We start from the raw sequence: 16,103 nt of genomic DNA, 5'->3' as shown, positions 1-16,103 counted from the left end.
GTGTCAAATGATAGAAATTATTGAAATAATAAAAGATAAAAAGAAAGTATATGCAATATCTAAAGAAAGTCCTTTTTATCCAGATGGAAAAGGCGGGCAATTAGGAGACAGGGGGAAAATTGGAGATGCCAATGTTTTATTTGTAGAATACAAGGGTGAAATGTATTATCATTTAATTGATAAAGAAATAGAACCTGGAGAATATGAATACGAAATAGATTTAAGCAGAAGAAAAGATATTGCTCAACAACATACTGCTCAACATATTATCTCAGCACTTTTTGAACAAATTGCTGATATGGATACATTAGGTTTTAGAGTAGGGGAAGAGTATACAACTATTGATTTAGATTATAAATCCGAAAAATTTGTAGAAGATGTTGAAAGAATTTCAAATGAAATAATTCAAAAATGTATTGATGTAGAAGAAATTTTTACTACAGTGGATAAGATACATGAATATAAATTAAGAAAACCTTTAAGCAGCAAGGTTAAAGGAACTGTAAGATTAATAAAAATTGGAGATTTTGATATTAATCCTTGTGGAGGATTTCATGTAAAAAATACTGGAGAAATTGGGTTAATAAAAATAATAGATAGAGAAAAAATCAAAGGTAATCTAATAAGATATTATTTTGTAGCTGGAAATAGAGCTTTAAAAGATTATGGTGAAAGAATAAAAATAACAAAAACTATTTCTAATTTAATGACTTCAAAAATAGAAGATACACCAAAAAGAGTAGAAGATACTATAAATAAAATGAAAGAATATAAATCAAAATATGAAAAATTGAATGAAAAATATGCGGAATTAATAGCTAAAGATATTATTAATAGCGCAGAAATTATTAGTGGAATTAAATTTATATATTTAGATTCATACGAAGATTTTGTTTCTTATTTACCAAAATTTTTACCAATGGAAGAGGCAATATATATTGTAAAAAAAGAAAATAGATTTGAAATCTCTTCAAAGAAAGTAAATTGTAAAGAATTAATCAATAACATTAAAAAAGATTATCCAGAGATTAAAGGTGGTGGAGGAGAAAATAGAGGTAGTATAATAGGAAATATTTCAATTGAAGAAATTAAAAAATATTTATAGATATATTAAAAAGCCAGAATTACTCTGGCTTTCTTTATTTATCAACACTTTTTTTAACCAGATACCATAGGTAAAGATCTAATTTCCCTATAGGTTCATTAAAATGACTTTCCAAAACATTTTTTAATCTTTTTTCATAATCAAGATATCTATTTTTTGTCCAACCCTTTGGTATAGATTCAATCAATTCGTTTTCCAACATTAATCTCATAATGTGTTTATCAAGAATAGCTACTTCACCATATCCAACATTTCTTAAAAAATGACTGGCTTCTTTCCAACCTATCCCTTTAATATTCCTTACTAAAAATTCTCTGATCTGATAATATGGTAAAACAAAAAGATGACGTATTGTCCCTATAATCCATCTATTGGACACTATATATTGTGCTCGTGCTTTAGGAAATCTATGACCAACCTTTCTTAAAGAATACTCCAATTCATCTATATCTAATTTTGAAAAACCTTCTGCTCCAATTTCTTTCTGCGCCTTTATTCCACCTTTCGCACTCCAATTTGCAGTTAAAACACAGAAAGATAATTCAGAAAACAATTCTAATTCATTACCTTTTTTTCCAAATTCAACAAATTCTTGCCATCTTTTTTCTACCAAGGGTTTTGCCTCATCGTATATCTCTTCAATATCTTTAATTAATTTCATTATTTCACCTCACTTAAAAAGGGATACAATCCAAACCAAAGTTGGAGATACAAACAATGCTGGTAAAAAATTTCCAACTTTTGTATCTTTTATGTCTAATATCTTCAACCCTATTCCTAATACCATTATACCACCAACTGCAACTAAATCATTAAGATATATTTTATTTGTTAAAAATGATAATTGTGATGCTAATAAAACAATACTCCCTTGAACTACAAGTACAGAACCAGCAGAAACCATAACTCCAAGTCCATATATGGACGCTAAAACTGTTGAAGATATTCCGTCTAATAATGATTTGGTATATATAAGTGTTCCATCATTAGTTAATCCGGCATTAATAGAACCTATAATTGTCAATGGCCCCACAAGAAATAATATAGATGACATAACAAATCCAGTGGAGAAATCTCCTTCTTTCATATTATCTCCTATTCTTTTCAAAAATCCTTCTATATTAAGCAATTCGCCTATTAATCCTCCTAAAGCCATTGAGCCTAATACTATTAAAAAATTATTAGCTGACATAGACATATTTATCCCTATCCCTAAAGTAGTTAAGCCAACAGCATAGAATAATATTATTTTTAACCTTTCTGGTATTCCTTTTTTAGCTAACAATCCCAATAGACTTCCAATTATTACTGCAAAAGCATTTACAATAGTAGGTACCATATTATCCCTCCCAAAAAACATTTAATGCATTTTCTAAAATTTCAAACTCAAAAGGCGAATATCCTAAATTTTCACCATCTACTTCTAAATATATTTTATCTTTTGAAGTTAATTTTACATTTTTAGCTTTAAATTGTTTTACCCACTTTAAATTTACAAAAGTTCCATCAAAAATTTTTTTAATATTTCTTATTACTTGGAATTTTGGTACTTCTTTTACAAGAGTAATATCAAAATAGCCATCATTTGGAATTGCATTAGGTAGCATTTTCATTCCACCACCGCTATACTTGCAAATTCCAACAGCCATAGTAAATATCTTTTCTTTTATTATTTTTCCATCAATATTTATTTCAGCTTTTTGAGATTTATACTTGAATAATGTCGTTAAAAGGTTTAAAAGATATGAAAATGTTCCACTTTTATTTTTGTCTTTTGATTTGTTAGTATTTTTTGTAACAACAGCATCAAAAAACATCCCAGCTATATTTATAAAATATCTTTCTTTTTTTTCATTGTTTTCATAATACAACACTTTACCAATATCTTGTGTAAATATATTACCCTTATTTATTATATTAATCGCTTGTAAATAATCATTTGGAATACCAATAGTTTTACCCCAATCGTTTCCTGTTCCTGTTGGTATTACACCCACAACAATATCTTTTGTATCAACATAATTTTGATTGAAAATACCATTTATTATTTCATTAGCAGTTCCATCCCCACCAACAGCAATAATTTTTCTATATCCTTTTTTTATTGCATCTATAGTGATATTATATGCATCCATTTTACCTTTTGTAAATTCATATTCGAATTTAAAGCCTTCTTTTTCCAGAGTTTCTTTAATATTAGGCCATAATTTAATCGCTTTTGCACCTGAAGAATGTGGATTTACAATTAAAAAATATTCTTTCATTTTATTCCTCCATAAAATATTTTGTTTTACTAATATTTTACCACAAAAAATAGGCCTTTCGGCCTATTCATCTTAATATAAGTTTGTTAAATCTTATTTCATCTTTCGAATTAACTTCAAAAATTTCAGTGGAATTTGCCATTGTAATATATCCTTTTTCATTTTCTAATAACATATTTTCAAAAAATTCCACATCTTCCTCTGTAGATAATCCAGAAACATAGGTCATTCTAAATTCATAATCAACATTTGAATTTCTTAATATTTCTATAGTTTTATTTATATTATCCCAATATTTTTTTGGTATATTTATTAATTTATAATAATTTTCTGGCTTAGCTTTAATATCCATAGCTACATAATCTATTAATTTATTTTCTATCAATTCACTTACCATATCAGGATTTGTTCCATTAGTATCTAATTTTATTAAATATCCCATTTCTTTAATTTTAGAAATAAATTCTGGCAAATCATTATGAATAGTTGGTTCACCGCCAGTAACACATACAGCATTTAGCCTTTTCTTTAAATCTTTTAATTTTTTTAATATTTTTCCTTCGGAAATAACATTATATTCATTAGAATATGCAATTTTCCAATTATGACACCACTGACATCTAAAATTGCATCCACCAGTATATACTACTGCTGAAATCCTTTTTGGATAATCCACAAAACTAAATGTTCTTATTCCAGCTAGCACCATATTATCAGCCCCTCAAAACCTCATCATTAATTCTAAATTGTATTCTTTCAATGTATTCTTGCTGTTTCCCATCATTCCAATTTTGAACAGGTCTATAATAACCAACCACCCTTGAATAAACTTCTGTTTTTTCTCCACAATATGGACATTCAAAATGTTCGCCAGCTATATATCCATGTTCAGGACAAATTGAAAATGTTGGAGTAATGCTCATATATGGTAAAGAATAATTTTCAAAACTAAATTTAATAAATTCTTTTAAAGCTTCAGCATCTGTAATTTTTTCACCCACAAAAATATGAACAACCGTTCCACCTGTCCATTTATTTTGCAATCCTTCTTGATGTTCTAATAAATCAAACGGATCTTCAAAATAATTTACTGGAGGATGTACAGAATTAGTATAATATGGTCTTTCATTTGATCCAGATTGTTTTATACTATCTTCGAATTCATTTCTATCTATTTTAGCCAATCTATATGTTGTTCCTTCTGCTGGGGATGCTTCAAGATTATATAAATTACCAGTTTCTTTATTAAACTCATTTAATTTTTCAAGCATATAATTCATAATTTCTTCTGCAAACTTTTTTCCTTCAGGATTTACAATTCCATTTTCTATACCAAAATTCAATAAACCTTCATGCATCCCTACAAAACCAATGGTAGAAAAATGATTTGCCCAATATTGACCCGTTAGTTTATAAACACTATCAAGATATACTTTTGTATATGGATATAATCCTTGTTTCGTCCATTCTTCTACATAAATTCTTTTTATTTCAAGGCTTTCTTTTGCTAAATTCATAACATCATCTAATAATGAATAAAATTTATTTTTATCGCCTTTTGATAAATACATTAATCTTGGCATATTAATGGTAACAACGCCTATTGATCCAGTTAAAGGATTTGAACCGAATAAACCACCGCGTCTTTTGATTTCCGTCTTTTCATTTTCTTTTTTATCTTCATTAACAAAACCAAATGAGAGTTGTTGCATATGTTGTAAAACCTGCCTATTATCAAGTTTTAATCTACAACACATACTTCTAGCGTCTTCTGGGTTCATATCTGAATTTATATAATTAGCAAAATATGGAGTTCCATATTTCATTGTCATAGTTATAACCATCGTAGCAACTTCATTGTTCCAATTAAAATCTTTTGTAATATTATATGTTGGAATAGGGAAAGAAAATGGTCTTCCATCATAATCGCCTTCTAACATAACTTCAATAAATGCTTTATTTAAAATATCCATCTCTTTTTGAAATTCACTATATGTTTCCTCTGTTTCCTTCCCACCTATAATAACTCTTTTATTTTTATGTGTTGAAGGAACAGTTAAATCCATTGTGATATTACTAAATGGTGATTGAAATCCAACTCGTGTCGGAACATTCATATTAAAAATAAATTCTTGAAGAGATTGTTTTACCTTATCATAATTTAAATTGTCATGTCTAATAAACGGTGCTAATAATGTGTCAAAGTTCGAAAATGCAACAGCTCCAGCTGCTTCTCCCTGCATGGTATATAAAAAATTAACTATTTGCCCTAATGCAGTTCTAAAATGTCGTGCAGGTCCTGAAGCTACTTTTCCAGGTACTCCGTTAAACCCTTTTCTCAATAACTCTTCTAAATCCCAACCAACACAATATGCAGATAATGCACCTAAATCATGTATATGCATAAATCCTTTATTATGATATTCACTTATGCTCTTATTATGTTTGTCATACACCTCATTTAGCCAGAATTGTTTTGTTATTTCCTGATGTATATGATTGTTTAATCCCTGAAGTGAATATTGCATATTTGAATTTTCTCTAACCTTCCAATCACTATTATTGATGTAATCATAAATTAAATTCATATTTCCCCTCCTCCATTAATTCTAAATATAACACGATATATTGTATCACAATAAATCAAAAAACACAATATATATGTATATCGGATAAATTAGGTAGAAAATTTTCAAATTCAATTCCCAAAAAACATAGAATTAAATGTTAAGATTTCTGAGAAATTTTAATTTGTTTTACGAATCATTTTATGATATAATTTAGTAAATTAGTAGTCAAAAAATTAATATATTTATTCATATATTTTTGACAATATAATAGAAGGAGGAAGAAAAATGAAAATATTATTCAAAAATGCTAACATCTACCCAATAACTTCAGACCCATTTAAAGGAGATTTATTAATTGAAAATGGCAAAATCAAAAAATTAGCTAAAAACATCAGAGCAAAAGCAGATGAAGTTATTGATGTTGAAGGTAAATATATTTTTCCAGGTTTTGTAGATGCTCATTCTCACATCGGAGTTTTTGAAGAAGGTGTTGGTGAAGGTTATTATCAAGATGGAAATGAAATGACAGACCCTAATACTGCACAAGTTAGAGTTATTGATGCATTTTACCCAGAAGATGCTGCAATAAAAAGAGCTTTAGAAGGCGGGGTCACTACAGTAATGGTTGTTCCTGGAAGTGCTAATCCAATTGGGGGACAAGGAGCAATTTTAAAATTCAAATCTAAAATAGTAGATGAAATGATAATTAAAGAACCAGCAGGATTAAAAATGGCAATGGGCGAAAATCCAAAAAGAGTATATGGTTCTCAAAAAAAATTGCCATCTACAAGGCTCGGAAGTGTTGCTGTTATTAGAGAATATTTCTTAAAAGTACAAAATTATATGAAAAAGAAAGAAAAAGGCGATTTTTATGAATTTGATTTAAAAATGGAAATAGGTGAAAAGGTATTGAAAAGAGAGATACCAGCAAGAATTCATGCACATAGAGCAGATGATATCATAACAGCTATTAGATTATCAGAAGAATTTGGATTTGATTTAGTAATAGAACACGCTACAGAAGCATATAAAATTGCCGATTATATAAAAGAAAAAGATATTCCTTTAGTATTAGGACCATTATTTGGATTTAGAACAAAATTAGAATTAAAGGATATGTCATTTGAAGCGTTAAGAATAATTAACGAAAAAGGTATATTAGCTGGATTAATGTGTGATCATCCTGTACTTCATTTGGAACATGCTAATGTACAAGCTGCTCTTGGTATGAGATATGGCGCAAAAGAAGAAGATTTAATAAAAATGTTAACTATAAATCCTGCAAAGATATTAAAAATAGACGATAGAGTTGGATCGTTAGAACCAGGAAAAGATGCAGATATTGCAATATGGAATTATCACCCATTTGATATTAGAGCAAAAGCTGAAAGTGTTTATATTGAAGGTAAAAAAGTATTATAATGTATATTTCTAGCTCCCTACCGGGAGCTATTTTTTTAAATTTATGTTATAATTTTAATGATTTAATATTAATAATGGGGAGGGAGATTATGATAAAAAATCAATGGTATATAATACTGTCTTCTGAAGAATTACCTAAAGGAAAATTAATTGGAATAACCAGATTTGGTGAAAAATTAGCTCTTTGGAGAGATGAGAAAAATAACATAAGTTGTATTTCAGATATTTGTTGTCATAGAGGCGCATCTATTTCACATGGGAAAATATTAGCTAACGGGGAGAGAGTAATGTGTCCTTTCCATGGGTTTGAATATGATTCAAATGGGAAGGTACAAGTAATTCCAGCAAATGGTAGAACTACTCCTGTACCAGAAAACTTTAAAGTAAATTCTTATTATACATATGAACTGGCTAATTTTATTTGGGTTTGGTATGGCGATGGAAAACCAGATCATAATCCATCCTTTTTTGAAGATATTGATAATGAATTGACATTTGTTGAATTTAATGAATTATGGAATGTTCATTATAGTAGAGCTATTGAAAACCAATTAGATCCTGTTCATGTACCTTTTGTTCATTATAATACTATAGGTAAGGGTAATAGAACAATCATGGATGGACCAATATTAAAATGGGAAAATAACACTATGTTTTATTATTACATGAGAAGTAGAGTTGAAGATGGCACTCCTGCTAAAAAGCCTCATGAATTATCTCAAGAAGATGTTAGTAAAGTTTATTTAGAATTCAAATTTCCTAATTATTGGGAAAATCATATTGCTGAAAAAATTAGAGTTGTTGCAGCTTTTGTTCCAATAGACGAAGAACATACTAAGATATATTTGAGATTTTATAATAAATTTACAAAATCAAGATTATTAAATAAGATAATTGGTAAATTTGCTATACCTTTTAATAAAAAGGTTTTAAATCAAGATAAAGAAGTTGTAGAAACTCAAATTCCAAAAAAGAGTGAATTAAAAATGAAAGAAAATTTAATTACAGGAGATTTACCTATATTGGAATATAGGAAAAAAAGAGATGAATTAAAAAATGGAGTGATTAAATGATTTTTAATAAATGGCATCCTGAGAATTTCCATGGTGTGAATAAAAAGAATTTTTTTGAAGGGTGGTATTTTAAAAATACCGATCCTCAAAAAAAATATGTTTTTGCAGTTATTCCCGGGGTATCTATAGGTGATGATTCACATTCATTTGTTCAAATAATTGATAATAATAATTTTTCAAAATATTATAGATTTAAATTAGAAGATTTTAAATATACAAATAATCCATTTAGTGTTACTATTGGTAATAATTTCTTCTCTTTAGAAAGATTAATTTTAAATCTTGAGGATATATCTGCTGATTTGAATTTTGAAAATTTAAAGCCATGGCCTGTAAGTTTATTTAATCCAGGAGCAATGGGACCATATGGATTTTTAAATTTTTTAGAGTGTTATCATGGAATATTAAGTTTTAATCATACTATAAAAGGGTCAGTTGTTGTTAGAGGTGAACAGAAAGATTATGAAAATGGAAATGGATATATAGAAAAAGATTGGGGAAGATCATTTCCAAAATCATGGATATGGGCATCATCTAATAATTTTGAAGATTATGATGCTTCCTTTTCATTGTCAATAGCAAATGTACCTTTTGGAAAAAGTTATTTTGTAGGATTTATAATGGGATTATACTTGAATGGAAAAATATATAAATTTACTACATATAATGGAGCAAAAATTTATGATCTTGCGATTAAAGAAAATATTATTACTTTTAAAGCAAAAAGAAAAAATTATTATCTTGATGTAAGAATAAAAAAAGGAGAAGGAAAAATTTTATTAGCTCCAAAAAATGGAAATATGACAGGTAGAGTAAATGAAAGTTTAAATTCAGAAATTAGTATTGTTTTTAAAAAAGATAATAATATAATTTTCTCATCTAAAGGAATTCATGCAGGTTTAGAAGTAAATGGAGATATATTGAAAAATATAGAAAATGATAAAAGAGGTAAAGTGTATTTAAAATAAAAGTTTAAATGTAGTAAGTATTTTTTAATTGGATTATAGTCAAATTTTTTTATATAATTTTTTGATTTTATTCTAAAAAATGATATAATTATATATGATATTTAGAATATACTCCTGAATAGAGGTGGATATAATGGAATTCTTACTAAATCTTTCAAGAAATAAAATCAAAAACAATAAAATTACAACCAAAAGATATTTATATGAGAAAATAGATATTGATAATAGATTAATTGGGATTTTAGGAGCCAGAGGTACTGGAAAAACAACCCTTATGCTGCAATTAATAAAAGAAAAGTACGAATTATCAAAAACTATATACATGAGTTTAGATCACATATTCTTTTTAGAAAATAAATTAATAAATGTTATAGAAAATCTTTATACAAAATATGGAATAAAAAATTTCTTCTTAGATGAAATACATAAATACAAAAATTGGGAGCAGGAAATAAAAAATGTTTATGACTTTTATAATGATATTCAAATCATTTTTTCAGGCAGTTCAAGCATAAATATCAAGCAAGCAAAATACGATCTTTCAAGGAGATGTGTCACATATATTTTAAATGGATTGTCTTTTAGAGAATTTTTAAATATAAAATATAATGAAAACTATAAACCTTATGATTTTCAAGATTTAATTAATAATCATATGGATATTGCTTTTAATATTGCTGAAAACAGCAAAATATTGTTAGATTTTCAAGAATATTATAAATATGGATATTATCCTATATATTTTGAAAATCCAAAATCCATAGTTTCTAAAATAATAAATATGTATGAAAAAGTTATATATGAAGATATTGTTGAAGTTGCAAATTTAAATACAGAAAATTTAATTATTTTAAAAAAACTAATATATTTTATTGCAACTATGCAACCTGGAAAAATTAATATAAACAGTTTAAGCAAGAATTTAAAAAAAGATAATAAAACTATAATAAATTATATTTCAAAGTTAGAAGACGCTGGATTATTAACTCTTTTATTTAAGGAAGGGGTAGGGGGAACTTTAATAAGAAGCCCAGAAAAAATATACATAGGAAATGGAACTTTATATAACGCTATAAATGAAGAGATTAGAAATAACATAAACATTGGAAATTTAAGAGAAATAATTTTTGTTAATCAAATAAAGAACAGTAATCAAAATATAAGATATAGTAAAGAGATAGGAGATTTTAATGTAAATAGTTATTACTTTGAAATTGGTGGAAAAAATAAAAGTAAAAAACAAATTAAAAATAATATAGATAATTCATTTATTGTAAAAGATGATATTTTGTATGGAGAAAAAAGTATTATCCCGCTGTACCTTTTTGGATTTTTATATTAAAGTATTACATTACTAATAAACTGACGTTTCCATTTAAAATAATTTTTTGGAGTACAGTCATATTTTTTTATTAAAAATTTAGAGTATACTCCAAAAATATTAAAAATTATTATAAATACAGGATTATATTCAATAAAGGATACCTCCTTTGTGGTTTAATTCCGCTTTGGAGGTATTTTATAATATTTTATATTTTAAATATTTCTCTTAATTCATCATCACTAAGTTCAGAAATCCATTTTTCTCCAATACTTAAAATATTATTGCTTAAATTCTTCTTTTTTTGAATTATCTCATTGATTTTTTCTTCAAATGTATTTTTGGTGATAAATCTATGAACAATAACATTGTTTTTTTGCCCTATTCTATATGCTCTATCTGTAGCTTGAGCTTCAACTGCAGGATTCCACCATAAATCAAAATGGATTACATGCGATGCAGCAGTTAAATTCAATCCTGTACCTCCAGCCTTTAAAGAAATAATAATCACAGGATAATCATGTGATGTTTGAAATTTTTCTACCATTTCATCTCTCTTTTTTCTTGGCAAATTTCCATGAAAAAATAACGTTTTAACTTTCAATTGTTTTTTTATTATATCTTCAAGTATTTCTCCCATTTCTTTATATTGTGTAAATATTATGGCCTTTTCATTATTTTCAAATATATCGGTTAATAAATCCAACAATTTCTGTGTTTTACCAGATTCTTCTGGACTGAAATTCTTATTCTTAAGATAATTAGCAGGATGATTACAAATTTGCTTTAAAGATGTGATTAATTTAAAGATTAATCCTTTTCTTTCTATACCAGAAAAGTTAGAAATCTCATTTACCATTTCTACTGTTTTATTATATAATGATGTTTGAATTGGAGTTAAATATACATATTGATCAAAAATAATTTTTTCTGGTAAATCTTTTATAATATTTTTATCCGTTTTTAATCTTCTTAATAGAAATGGATTAATAGCTTTTTTAATAGCTTTTAATTTTGTTTTATCATTATATTTTTCAATAGGAATAGCATAATTTTTTATAAAATTATTATAATTTCCTAAATATCCTGGCATTAAAAAATCAAATATACTCCATAACTCTAATAGGCGATTTTCCACAGGAGTTCCGGTTAATGCTATTCTTTTTTTACCTTTTAATTTTTTTACAGCTTTAGTTTGTTTAGTTAAAGGATTTTTAATATTTTGAGCTTCATCAAGTATTATATATGACCAGTTTAAATCTTCTAATTTTTCTATATCTCTTCTTATAACCCCATATGAGGTCAATATAATATCTGAATCATTTTTTAAATCACGATTATTTCCATGATATATATGATATTTTAATTTTGGTGCAAATTTTTCAATTTCCGTTGCCCAATTACCTATTAACGTAGTAGGACAAACAACTAAAGCTGGTTCATTTAAATTTTTATTTTCTTTATCCTTTAAAACAACCGCTATTGTTTGAATAGTTTTACCTAATCCCATGTCATCCGCAAGACATACTCCAAAACCCTTATCAACATTTGATTTTAACCATTTATATCCTCGTTTTTGATATTCTCTCATTTCAGCATTTAATGTTTTAGGTATTCTAATATTTTTGATTTTTTTCATTTCATCAATTATGTTTTTTAATTTATTATCCGAATATAATGGTATTCCATTATATTCTTCTGAAAGTAAAACTCTTAAACTCTCGTAATTAGATAATTCATCAATAGGTTTTTCTAATTTTTTCAATATGTTTAAGAATTTCTTTGGATTAAGATGAATATACATATCTTTGAATTTTATTATTCCTTCTGATTTTTCCAATAATTTTCTAAATTCTTCAGCAGATATGATCTGATCACCTATTGCTATTTTCCAATCAAATCTTAACAAATCATTCAAATTAAAAAAGCTTGTAGTATTATTAATTCTTTTTGCTTGTATAACTACTTTTGGCTCTACTATTTTTTTCATTTCTTTTGGAAGAATTACATCAATACCAAAAACATTTAAAGCAGGTAATACATCATTAAAAAATGTACTTAATTCTGATGAAGTTATTATTATATCCTCATGTTTCATAATAGTTTTAGAAAAATTGGATAAATTGGAAATAAACCCTATTTGTTTTAATATATTAGCTTTTTCATTAAAGTATTTTTTGTTTTTTAAAAAATCGGTAAGACTAATAGGTTCGGATAATACATCTGAATTATCTTTTACTAAAAGAGATAAATAATACCTATCTTCAATAAACGGCATGATTTTAATGGCTAATGTATATTTTTGACTTTTAAAAAATAAAGGTTCAAAATAATTTTCCAATGAATTAGCAATATTTTTTTCTTCTAATGTTTTTAATGGATACAATTTATCTTCTGAAAACACAGATAATATATTATGCGACATTTTCTTATTTACATATACTTTTTTTACTATTTCCTTTATAACCAAAGATATAATATATATAACAGCATCTGATTTTTTTAATACTTTATTTTTTTCTAAATAAATTACAAGATTATCTGGAATTATTTTTTCAAGATAATCCAAATATTCTATAAAAGATGAATTTGAAATAAGTGGCATATATTTTACATAAAATTTATCCGATTCAATTATTTCTGGTTTTGGTGCAAATGAATGATTCATAATGATATTAAATACAAATCCTAAAACCTTTTTAAAAAAGAAGGAATATTCATTATCGTTTTTATCAGGTAAAAAAGATATACTATACATTAAATTAAATAAATCTTCAAATTTTATTATTTCTTTTGAAAAAGGATTATATCCTTTAATTAATATATCTGGATTTTGTAATGAATAAATTATTTTAAATTCTGTATCTTTAAGATACAGATTTTCTTCTAATATTTTTATGTTTTTCACATATTTTTCGCCTTGTCCATATAAATCGTTTAAAAAATCCTTTATTGAAAAATCAGAAAAAATAGTTTTTTCAGAAAGCAATGATATTATTTCCTCTATATTTTCAAAGTAAATGAAAGGTTCTTCTAAAGCAATTTTTTCATCTAAAACTAATTCATTTTTTTCACTGTTAATAGGTAAAAAGTTTAAGACATTTTTCGATTTTTCACTGGAAATTTTAGCGAGCTCCAATAATTTCTTCTTTTTTAGTCCATGCATTTCAAATAAAAGGAATGGATCTTTATCAATTTCATTAGCAATAACATAATATACTGCAGCAAGATGCTTACATGGATTAGCCCAATCGGGGCATGAACAATATGCTTCTATATCATCCCATGATTCTGGAAATAATTTTATCCCTTCTTTTTGAAAAATTTCATATAATTCTTCTGGTAATATTCCGTTTAATAATTGTCCTGCAATATATGGATTTTCAGAAAGTATACTTCCAATAATCTCTACATCATATGAAGGAAATTTTATCAAAGAAATTTTTTCCTTATATGGTGTAGCTCTTGTTCCCTGTACTCTAGCAACAATATCGGAATTTCTATTTACTCTAACTTCCAAAACCAATCCCTTATTAGCATAGGTTCTACCTCTAGGGAGCCTATTGGTATTAAAATCTATTTTTTCCATAGCCTCAATCCATTTCTTACCCCACCATGTTTTACCATATATCTTTCTTTTAGCCATCAAAAACACCTCTAAAAATTTTATTCATTTGAATATCAAAATATAGTTATTCATATTAAAATTATTATATCATATTAAATATATGGATATTATACTTTTAACTATTTTATCTATCTTACAGCAAATCATTATTGATATTATATGATATAATTGAATCGGAGGTGGAACTGATGAAAAAATTACCAATAGGAATACAGGATTATAAAAAGATAATAGAAGGAAATTATATATATATAGATAAAACAAAATATATACATGACTTAATAAGTTCAGAAGTGCCAATATTTCTATCTCGCCCAAGAAGATTTGGGAAGAGCTTAACGATATCGACATTATATTACATATTCAAAGGCGAAAAAGAATTATTTAAAGATGCTTATATATATGACAAATGGGAATTCAAAGAATACCCTATTATAAAACTAGATATGTCTGATAATACCTTAACAACATATGAAACTTTTATAGAATCTTTAGACGAAGTAATAAATAAAATATATATAAATGAAGAAATGCCAATAATAAAAAATAATATTCCAACAAAATTTGGTAATTTAATAGAAAGTTTAAATAAAAAATATAATGAGAAAGTAGTAATATTAATAGATGAATATGAATCACCAATATTAGAGCATATAAACAATAAAAAAGAAGCAGAAAAAATAAGAGGATTTTTAAGAGAATTCTATAAGAAAGTAAAAACAAAAGATGAATACATAAAATTCGTATTTATTACAGGAATAACGAAATTCACAAAAACAGGAGTATTTTCAGCATTAAATAATTTAAATGACATATCACTAAACAGAAAATATTCACAAATGTTAGGTTATACCCAAGAAGAATTAGAATATTATTTCAAAGAACACATAGAAGAAACAGCAAAAGAAATGGGAATAAGTAAAGAAGAATTACTAAAAGAAATAAAAACATATTATAATGGATTCTCATTTGATGGAGAACATTTTGTATATAATCCATTCTCAGTATTAAGATTCTTTGATGAAAGGAAATTTCAAAATTATTGGTTTGAAAGTGGATCACCATCATTTATATATGAATATGTAAAAGGGAGAAAAATAGAATACGAAGATTTAGTAAAATACACAGTAAATTCATTAGACTTTACAACAAGAGAAATAGAAGATGCAAATGCAAACATATTCTTTGCACAAGCAGGATATTTAACCTTTAAAGGAAAAGAAAAATATGGTCTTGAAGAAGAGTATATATTAGACTATCCAAATTTAGAAGTAAAAAATAGTTTCTCAAAATTAATATTAGAAGCAAATTATAATTTAGAAAATGATAAGATAAAAGAATTAAATAAAACAATATGGAAATTATTGTCAAAAAATAAAATAGAAGAAATAATAGAAGAAATAAAAAGGATAATAAGTGCAATACCGTATAACTTACATCAAAAAAGAGAAAGTTATTATCACTCATTAATATATACAATATTAGCCTCAGCAGGATTAAACGTAACAGCAGAAGAATTAACGAATCTTGGAAGAAGTGACCTAGTATTAGATCATGATGATAAAATATATTTATTTGAAATAAAATTAGATAAAAGCGCAAAAGAAGCAATTGAACAAATAAAAGAAAAGAAATATTATGAAAAATATATGAGTAAAAACAATGAAAAAGAAATATATATAATAGGAATAAATATAGACTCAGAAAAAAGGAATATTGATGAATATATGATAGAAAAAATATAATTGATTA

12 protein-coding genes are annotated in these 16,103 nt (G+C 25.9%); 6 read left to right on the top strand and 6 right to left on the bottom strand.

All coding sequences use genetic code 11. From position 1 onward, the window contains the following. The first annotated feature begins 7 nt into the window (after window positions 1–7). Window positions 8–1,105, top strand: a complete 1,098-nt coding sequence (locus tag JRV97_RS10240; protein ID WP_280998572.1) for an alanyl-tRNA editing protein — start codon at window positions 8–10, stop codon at window positions 1,103–1,105. Window positions 1,106–1,139: 34 nt separating this feature from the next. On the opposite strand, the gene JRV97_RS10235 is transcribed toward JRV97_RS10240, so the two are convergent. From JRV97_RS10235 to JRV97_RS10215, 5 genes are all read right to left on the bottom strand, one after another. Beyond that, entirely contained in the window at window positions 1,140–1,769 is a 630-nt protein-coding gene (locus JRV97_RS10235) for an N-glycosylase/DNA lyase (RefSeq protein ID WP_407081595.1), read from the bottom strand. A gap of 6 nt (window positions 1,770–1,775) precedes the next feature. Beyond that, a complete protein-coding gene (locus JRV97_RS10230; protein WP_280998569.1) occupies window positions 1,776–2,444 on the bottom strand; it encodes a DUF554 domain-containing protein in 669 nt (222 codons plus the stop codon). A gap of 1 nt (window position 2,445) precedes the next feature. After that, entirely contained in the window at window positions 2,446–3,369 is a 924-nt protein-coding gene (locus JRV97_RS10225; RefSeq protein WP_280998567.1) for a diacylglycerol/lipid kinase family protein, read from the bottom strand. A 67-nt stretch (window positions 3,370–3,436) separates the two neighbouring features. Beyond that, window positions 3,437–4,078 (bottom strand): anaerobic ribonucleoside-triphosphate reductase activating protein, encoded by a 642-nt coding sequence (locus JRV97_RS10220; protein WP_280998565.1) that lies wholly within the window; start codon window positions 4,076–4,078, stop codon window positions 3,437–3,439. A gap of 4 nt (window positions 4,079–4,082) precedes the next feature. After that, complete coding sequence (locus tag JRV97_RS10215; protein ID WP_280998563.1) at window positions 4,083–5,957, bottom strand: ribonucleoside triphosphate reductase; 1,875 nt, start codon at window positions 5,955–5,957, stop codon at window positions 4,083–4,085. A 267-nt stretch (window positions 5,958–6,224) separates the two neighbouring features. On the opposite strand from JRV97_RS10215, the gene JRV97_RS10210 reads away from it, so the two are divergent. The 4 genes from JRV97_RS10210 to JRV97_RS10195 all read left to right on the top strand — a co-directional run bounded on the left by JRV97_RS10210 (window position 6,225) and on the right by JRV97_RS10195 (window position 10,744). Then, on the top strand, window positions 6,225–7,361 hold the full coding sequence (locus JRV97_RS10210; RefSeq protein WP_280998561.1) for an amidohydrolase: 1,137 nt from the start codon (window positions 6,225–6,227) through the stop codon (window positions 7,359–7,361). An 89-nt stretch (window positions 7,362–7,450) separates the two neighbouring features. Beyond that, window positions 7,451–8,434 carry an aromatic ring-hydroxylating oxygenase subunit alpha gene (locus JRV97_RS10205; RefSeq protein WP_280998559.1) on the top strand — a complete coding sequence of 328 codons (984 nt, stop codon included), beginning with the start codon at window positions 7,451–7,453 and terminating at the stop codon, window positions 8,432–8,434. Next, the gene (locus tag JRV97_RS10200) at window positions 8,431–9,402 is read left to right on the top strand and encodes a tocopherol cyclase family protein (protein ID WP_280998557.1); all 972 of its coding nucleotides are present in this window, start codon (window positions 8,431–8,433) and stop codon (window positions 9,400–9,402) included. Before JRV97_RS10205 ends, JRV97_RS10200 begins: the two co-directional genes overlap by 4 nt. A gap of 133 nt (window positions 9,403–9,535) precedes the next feature. Next, a complete protein-coding gene (locus JRV97_RS10195) occupies window positions 9,536–10,744 on the top strand; it encodes an ATP-binding protein (protein WP_280998555.1) in 1,209 nt (402 codons plus the stop codon). Between the two features lie 187 nt (window positions 10,745–10,931). On the opposite strand, the gene JRV97_RS10190 is transcribed toward JRV97_RS10195, so the two are convergent. Next, window positions 10,932–14,369 (bottom strand): DEAD/DEAH box helicase, encoded by a 3,438-nt coding sequence (locus JRV97_RS10190; protein WP_280998553.1) that lies wholly within the window; start codon window positions 14,367–14,369, stop codon window positions 10,932–10,934. Between the two features lie 170 nt (window positions 14,370–14,539). Between JRV97_RS10190 and JRV97_RS10185 the strand changes: the two genes are divergently transcribed. Then, on the top strand, window positions 14,540–16,096 hold the full coding sequence (locus JRV97_RS10185) for an ATP-binding protein (protein WP_280998551.1): 1,557 nt from the start codon (window positions 14,540–14,542) through the stop codon (window positions 16,094–16,096). Window positions 16,097–16,103 lie beyond the last annotated feature (7 nt).

This window comes from Marinitoga aeolica (assembly GCF_029910535.1).
GTDB classification, from domain to species: Bacteria; Thermotogota; Thermotogae; order Petrotogales; family Petrotogaceae; genus Marinitoga; species Marinitoga aeolica.
This window is presented reverse-complemented; position numbering and strand designations above follow the sequence as displayed.

What these genes read in the sequence shown, in the direction of transcription:
- JRV97_RS10190 (WP_280998553.1), bottom strand. Translation starts at nt 14,369, where the DNA reads ATGGCTAAAAGAAAGATATATGGTAAAACATGGTGGGGTAAGAAATGG.
- JRV97_RS10220 (WP_280998565.1), bottom strand. Translation starts at nt 4,078, where the DNA reads ATGGTGCTAGCTGGAATAAGAACATTTAGTTTTGTGGATTATCCAAAA.
- JRV97_RS10210 (WP_280998561.1), top strand. Translation starts at nt 6,225, where the DNA reads ATGAAAATATTATTCAAAAATGCTAACATCTACCCAATAACTTCAGAC.
- JRV97_RS10195 (WP_280998555.1), top strand. Translation starts at nt 9,536, where the DNA reads ATGGAATTCTTACTAAATCTTTCAAGAAATAAAATCAAAAACAATAAA.
- JRV97_RS10185 (WP_280998551.1), top strand. Translation starts at nt 14,540, where the DNA reads ATGAAAAAATTACCAATAGGAATACAGGATTATAAAAAGATAATAGAA.
- JRV97_RS10240 (WP_280998572.1), top strand. Translation starts at nt 8, where the DNA reads ATGATAGAAATTATTGAAATAATAAAAGATAAAAAGAAAGTATATGCA.
- JRV97_RS10230 (WP_280998569.1), bottom strand. Translation starts at nt 2,444, where the DNA reads ATGGTACCTACTATTGTAAATGCTTTTGCAGTAATAATTGGAAGTCTA.
- JRV97_RS10200 (WP_280998557.1), top strand. Translation starts at nt 8,431, where the DNA reads ATGATTTTTAATAAATGGCATCCTGAGAATTTCCATGGTGTGAATAAA.
- JRV97_RS10205 (WP_280998559.1), top strand. Translation starts at nt 7,451, where the DNA reads ATGATAAAAAATCAATGGTATATAATACTGTCTTCTGAAGAATTACCT.
- JRV97_RS10225 (WP_280998567.1), bottom strand. Translation starts at nt 3,369, where the DNA reads ATGAAAGAATATTTTTTAATTGTAAATCCACATTCTTCAGGTGCAAAA.
- JRV97_RS10215 (WP_280998563.1), bottom strand. Translation starts at nt 5,957, where the DNA reads ATGAATTTAATTTATGATTACATCAATAATAGTGATTGGAAGGTTAGA.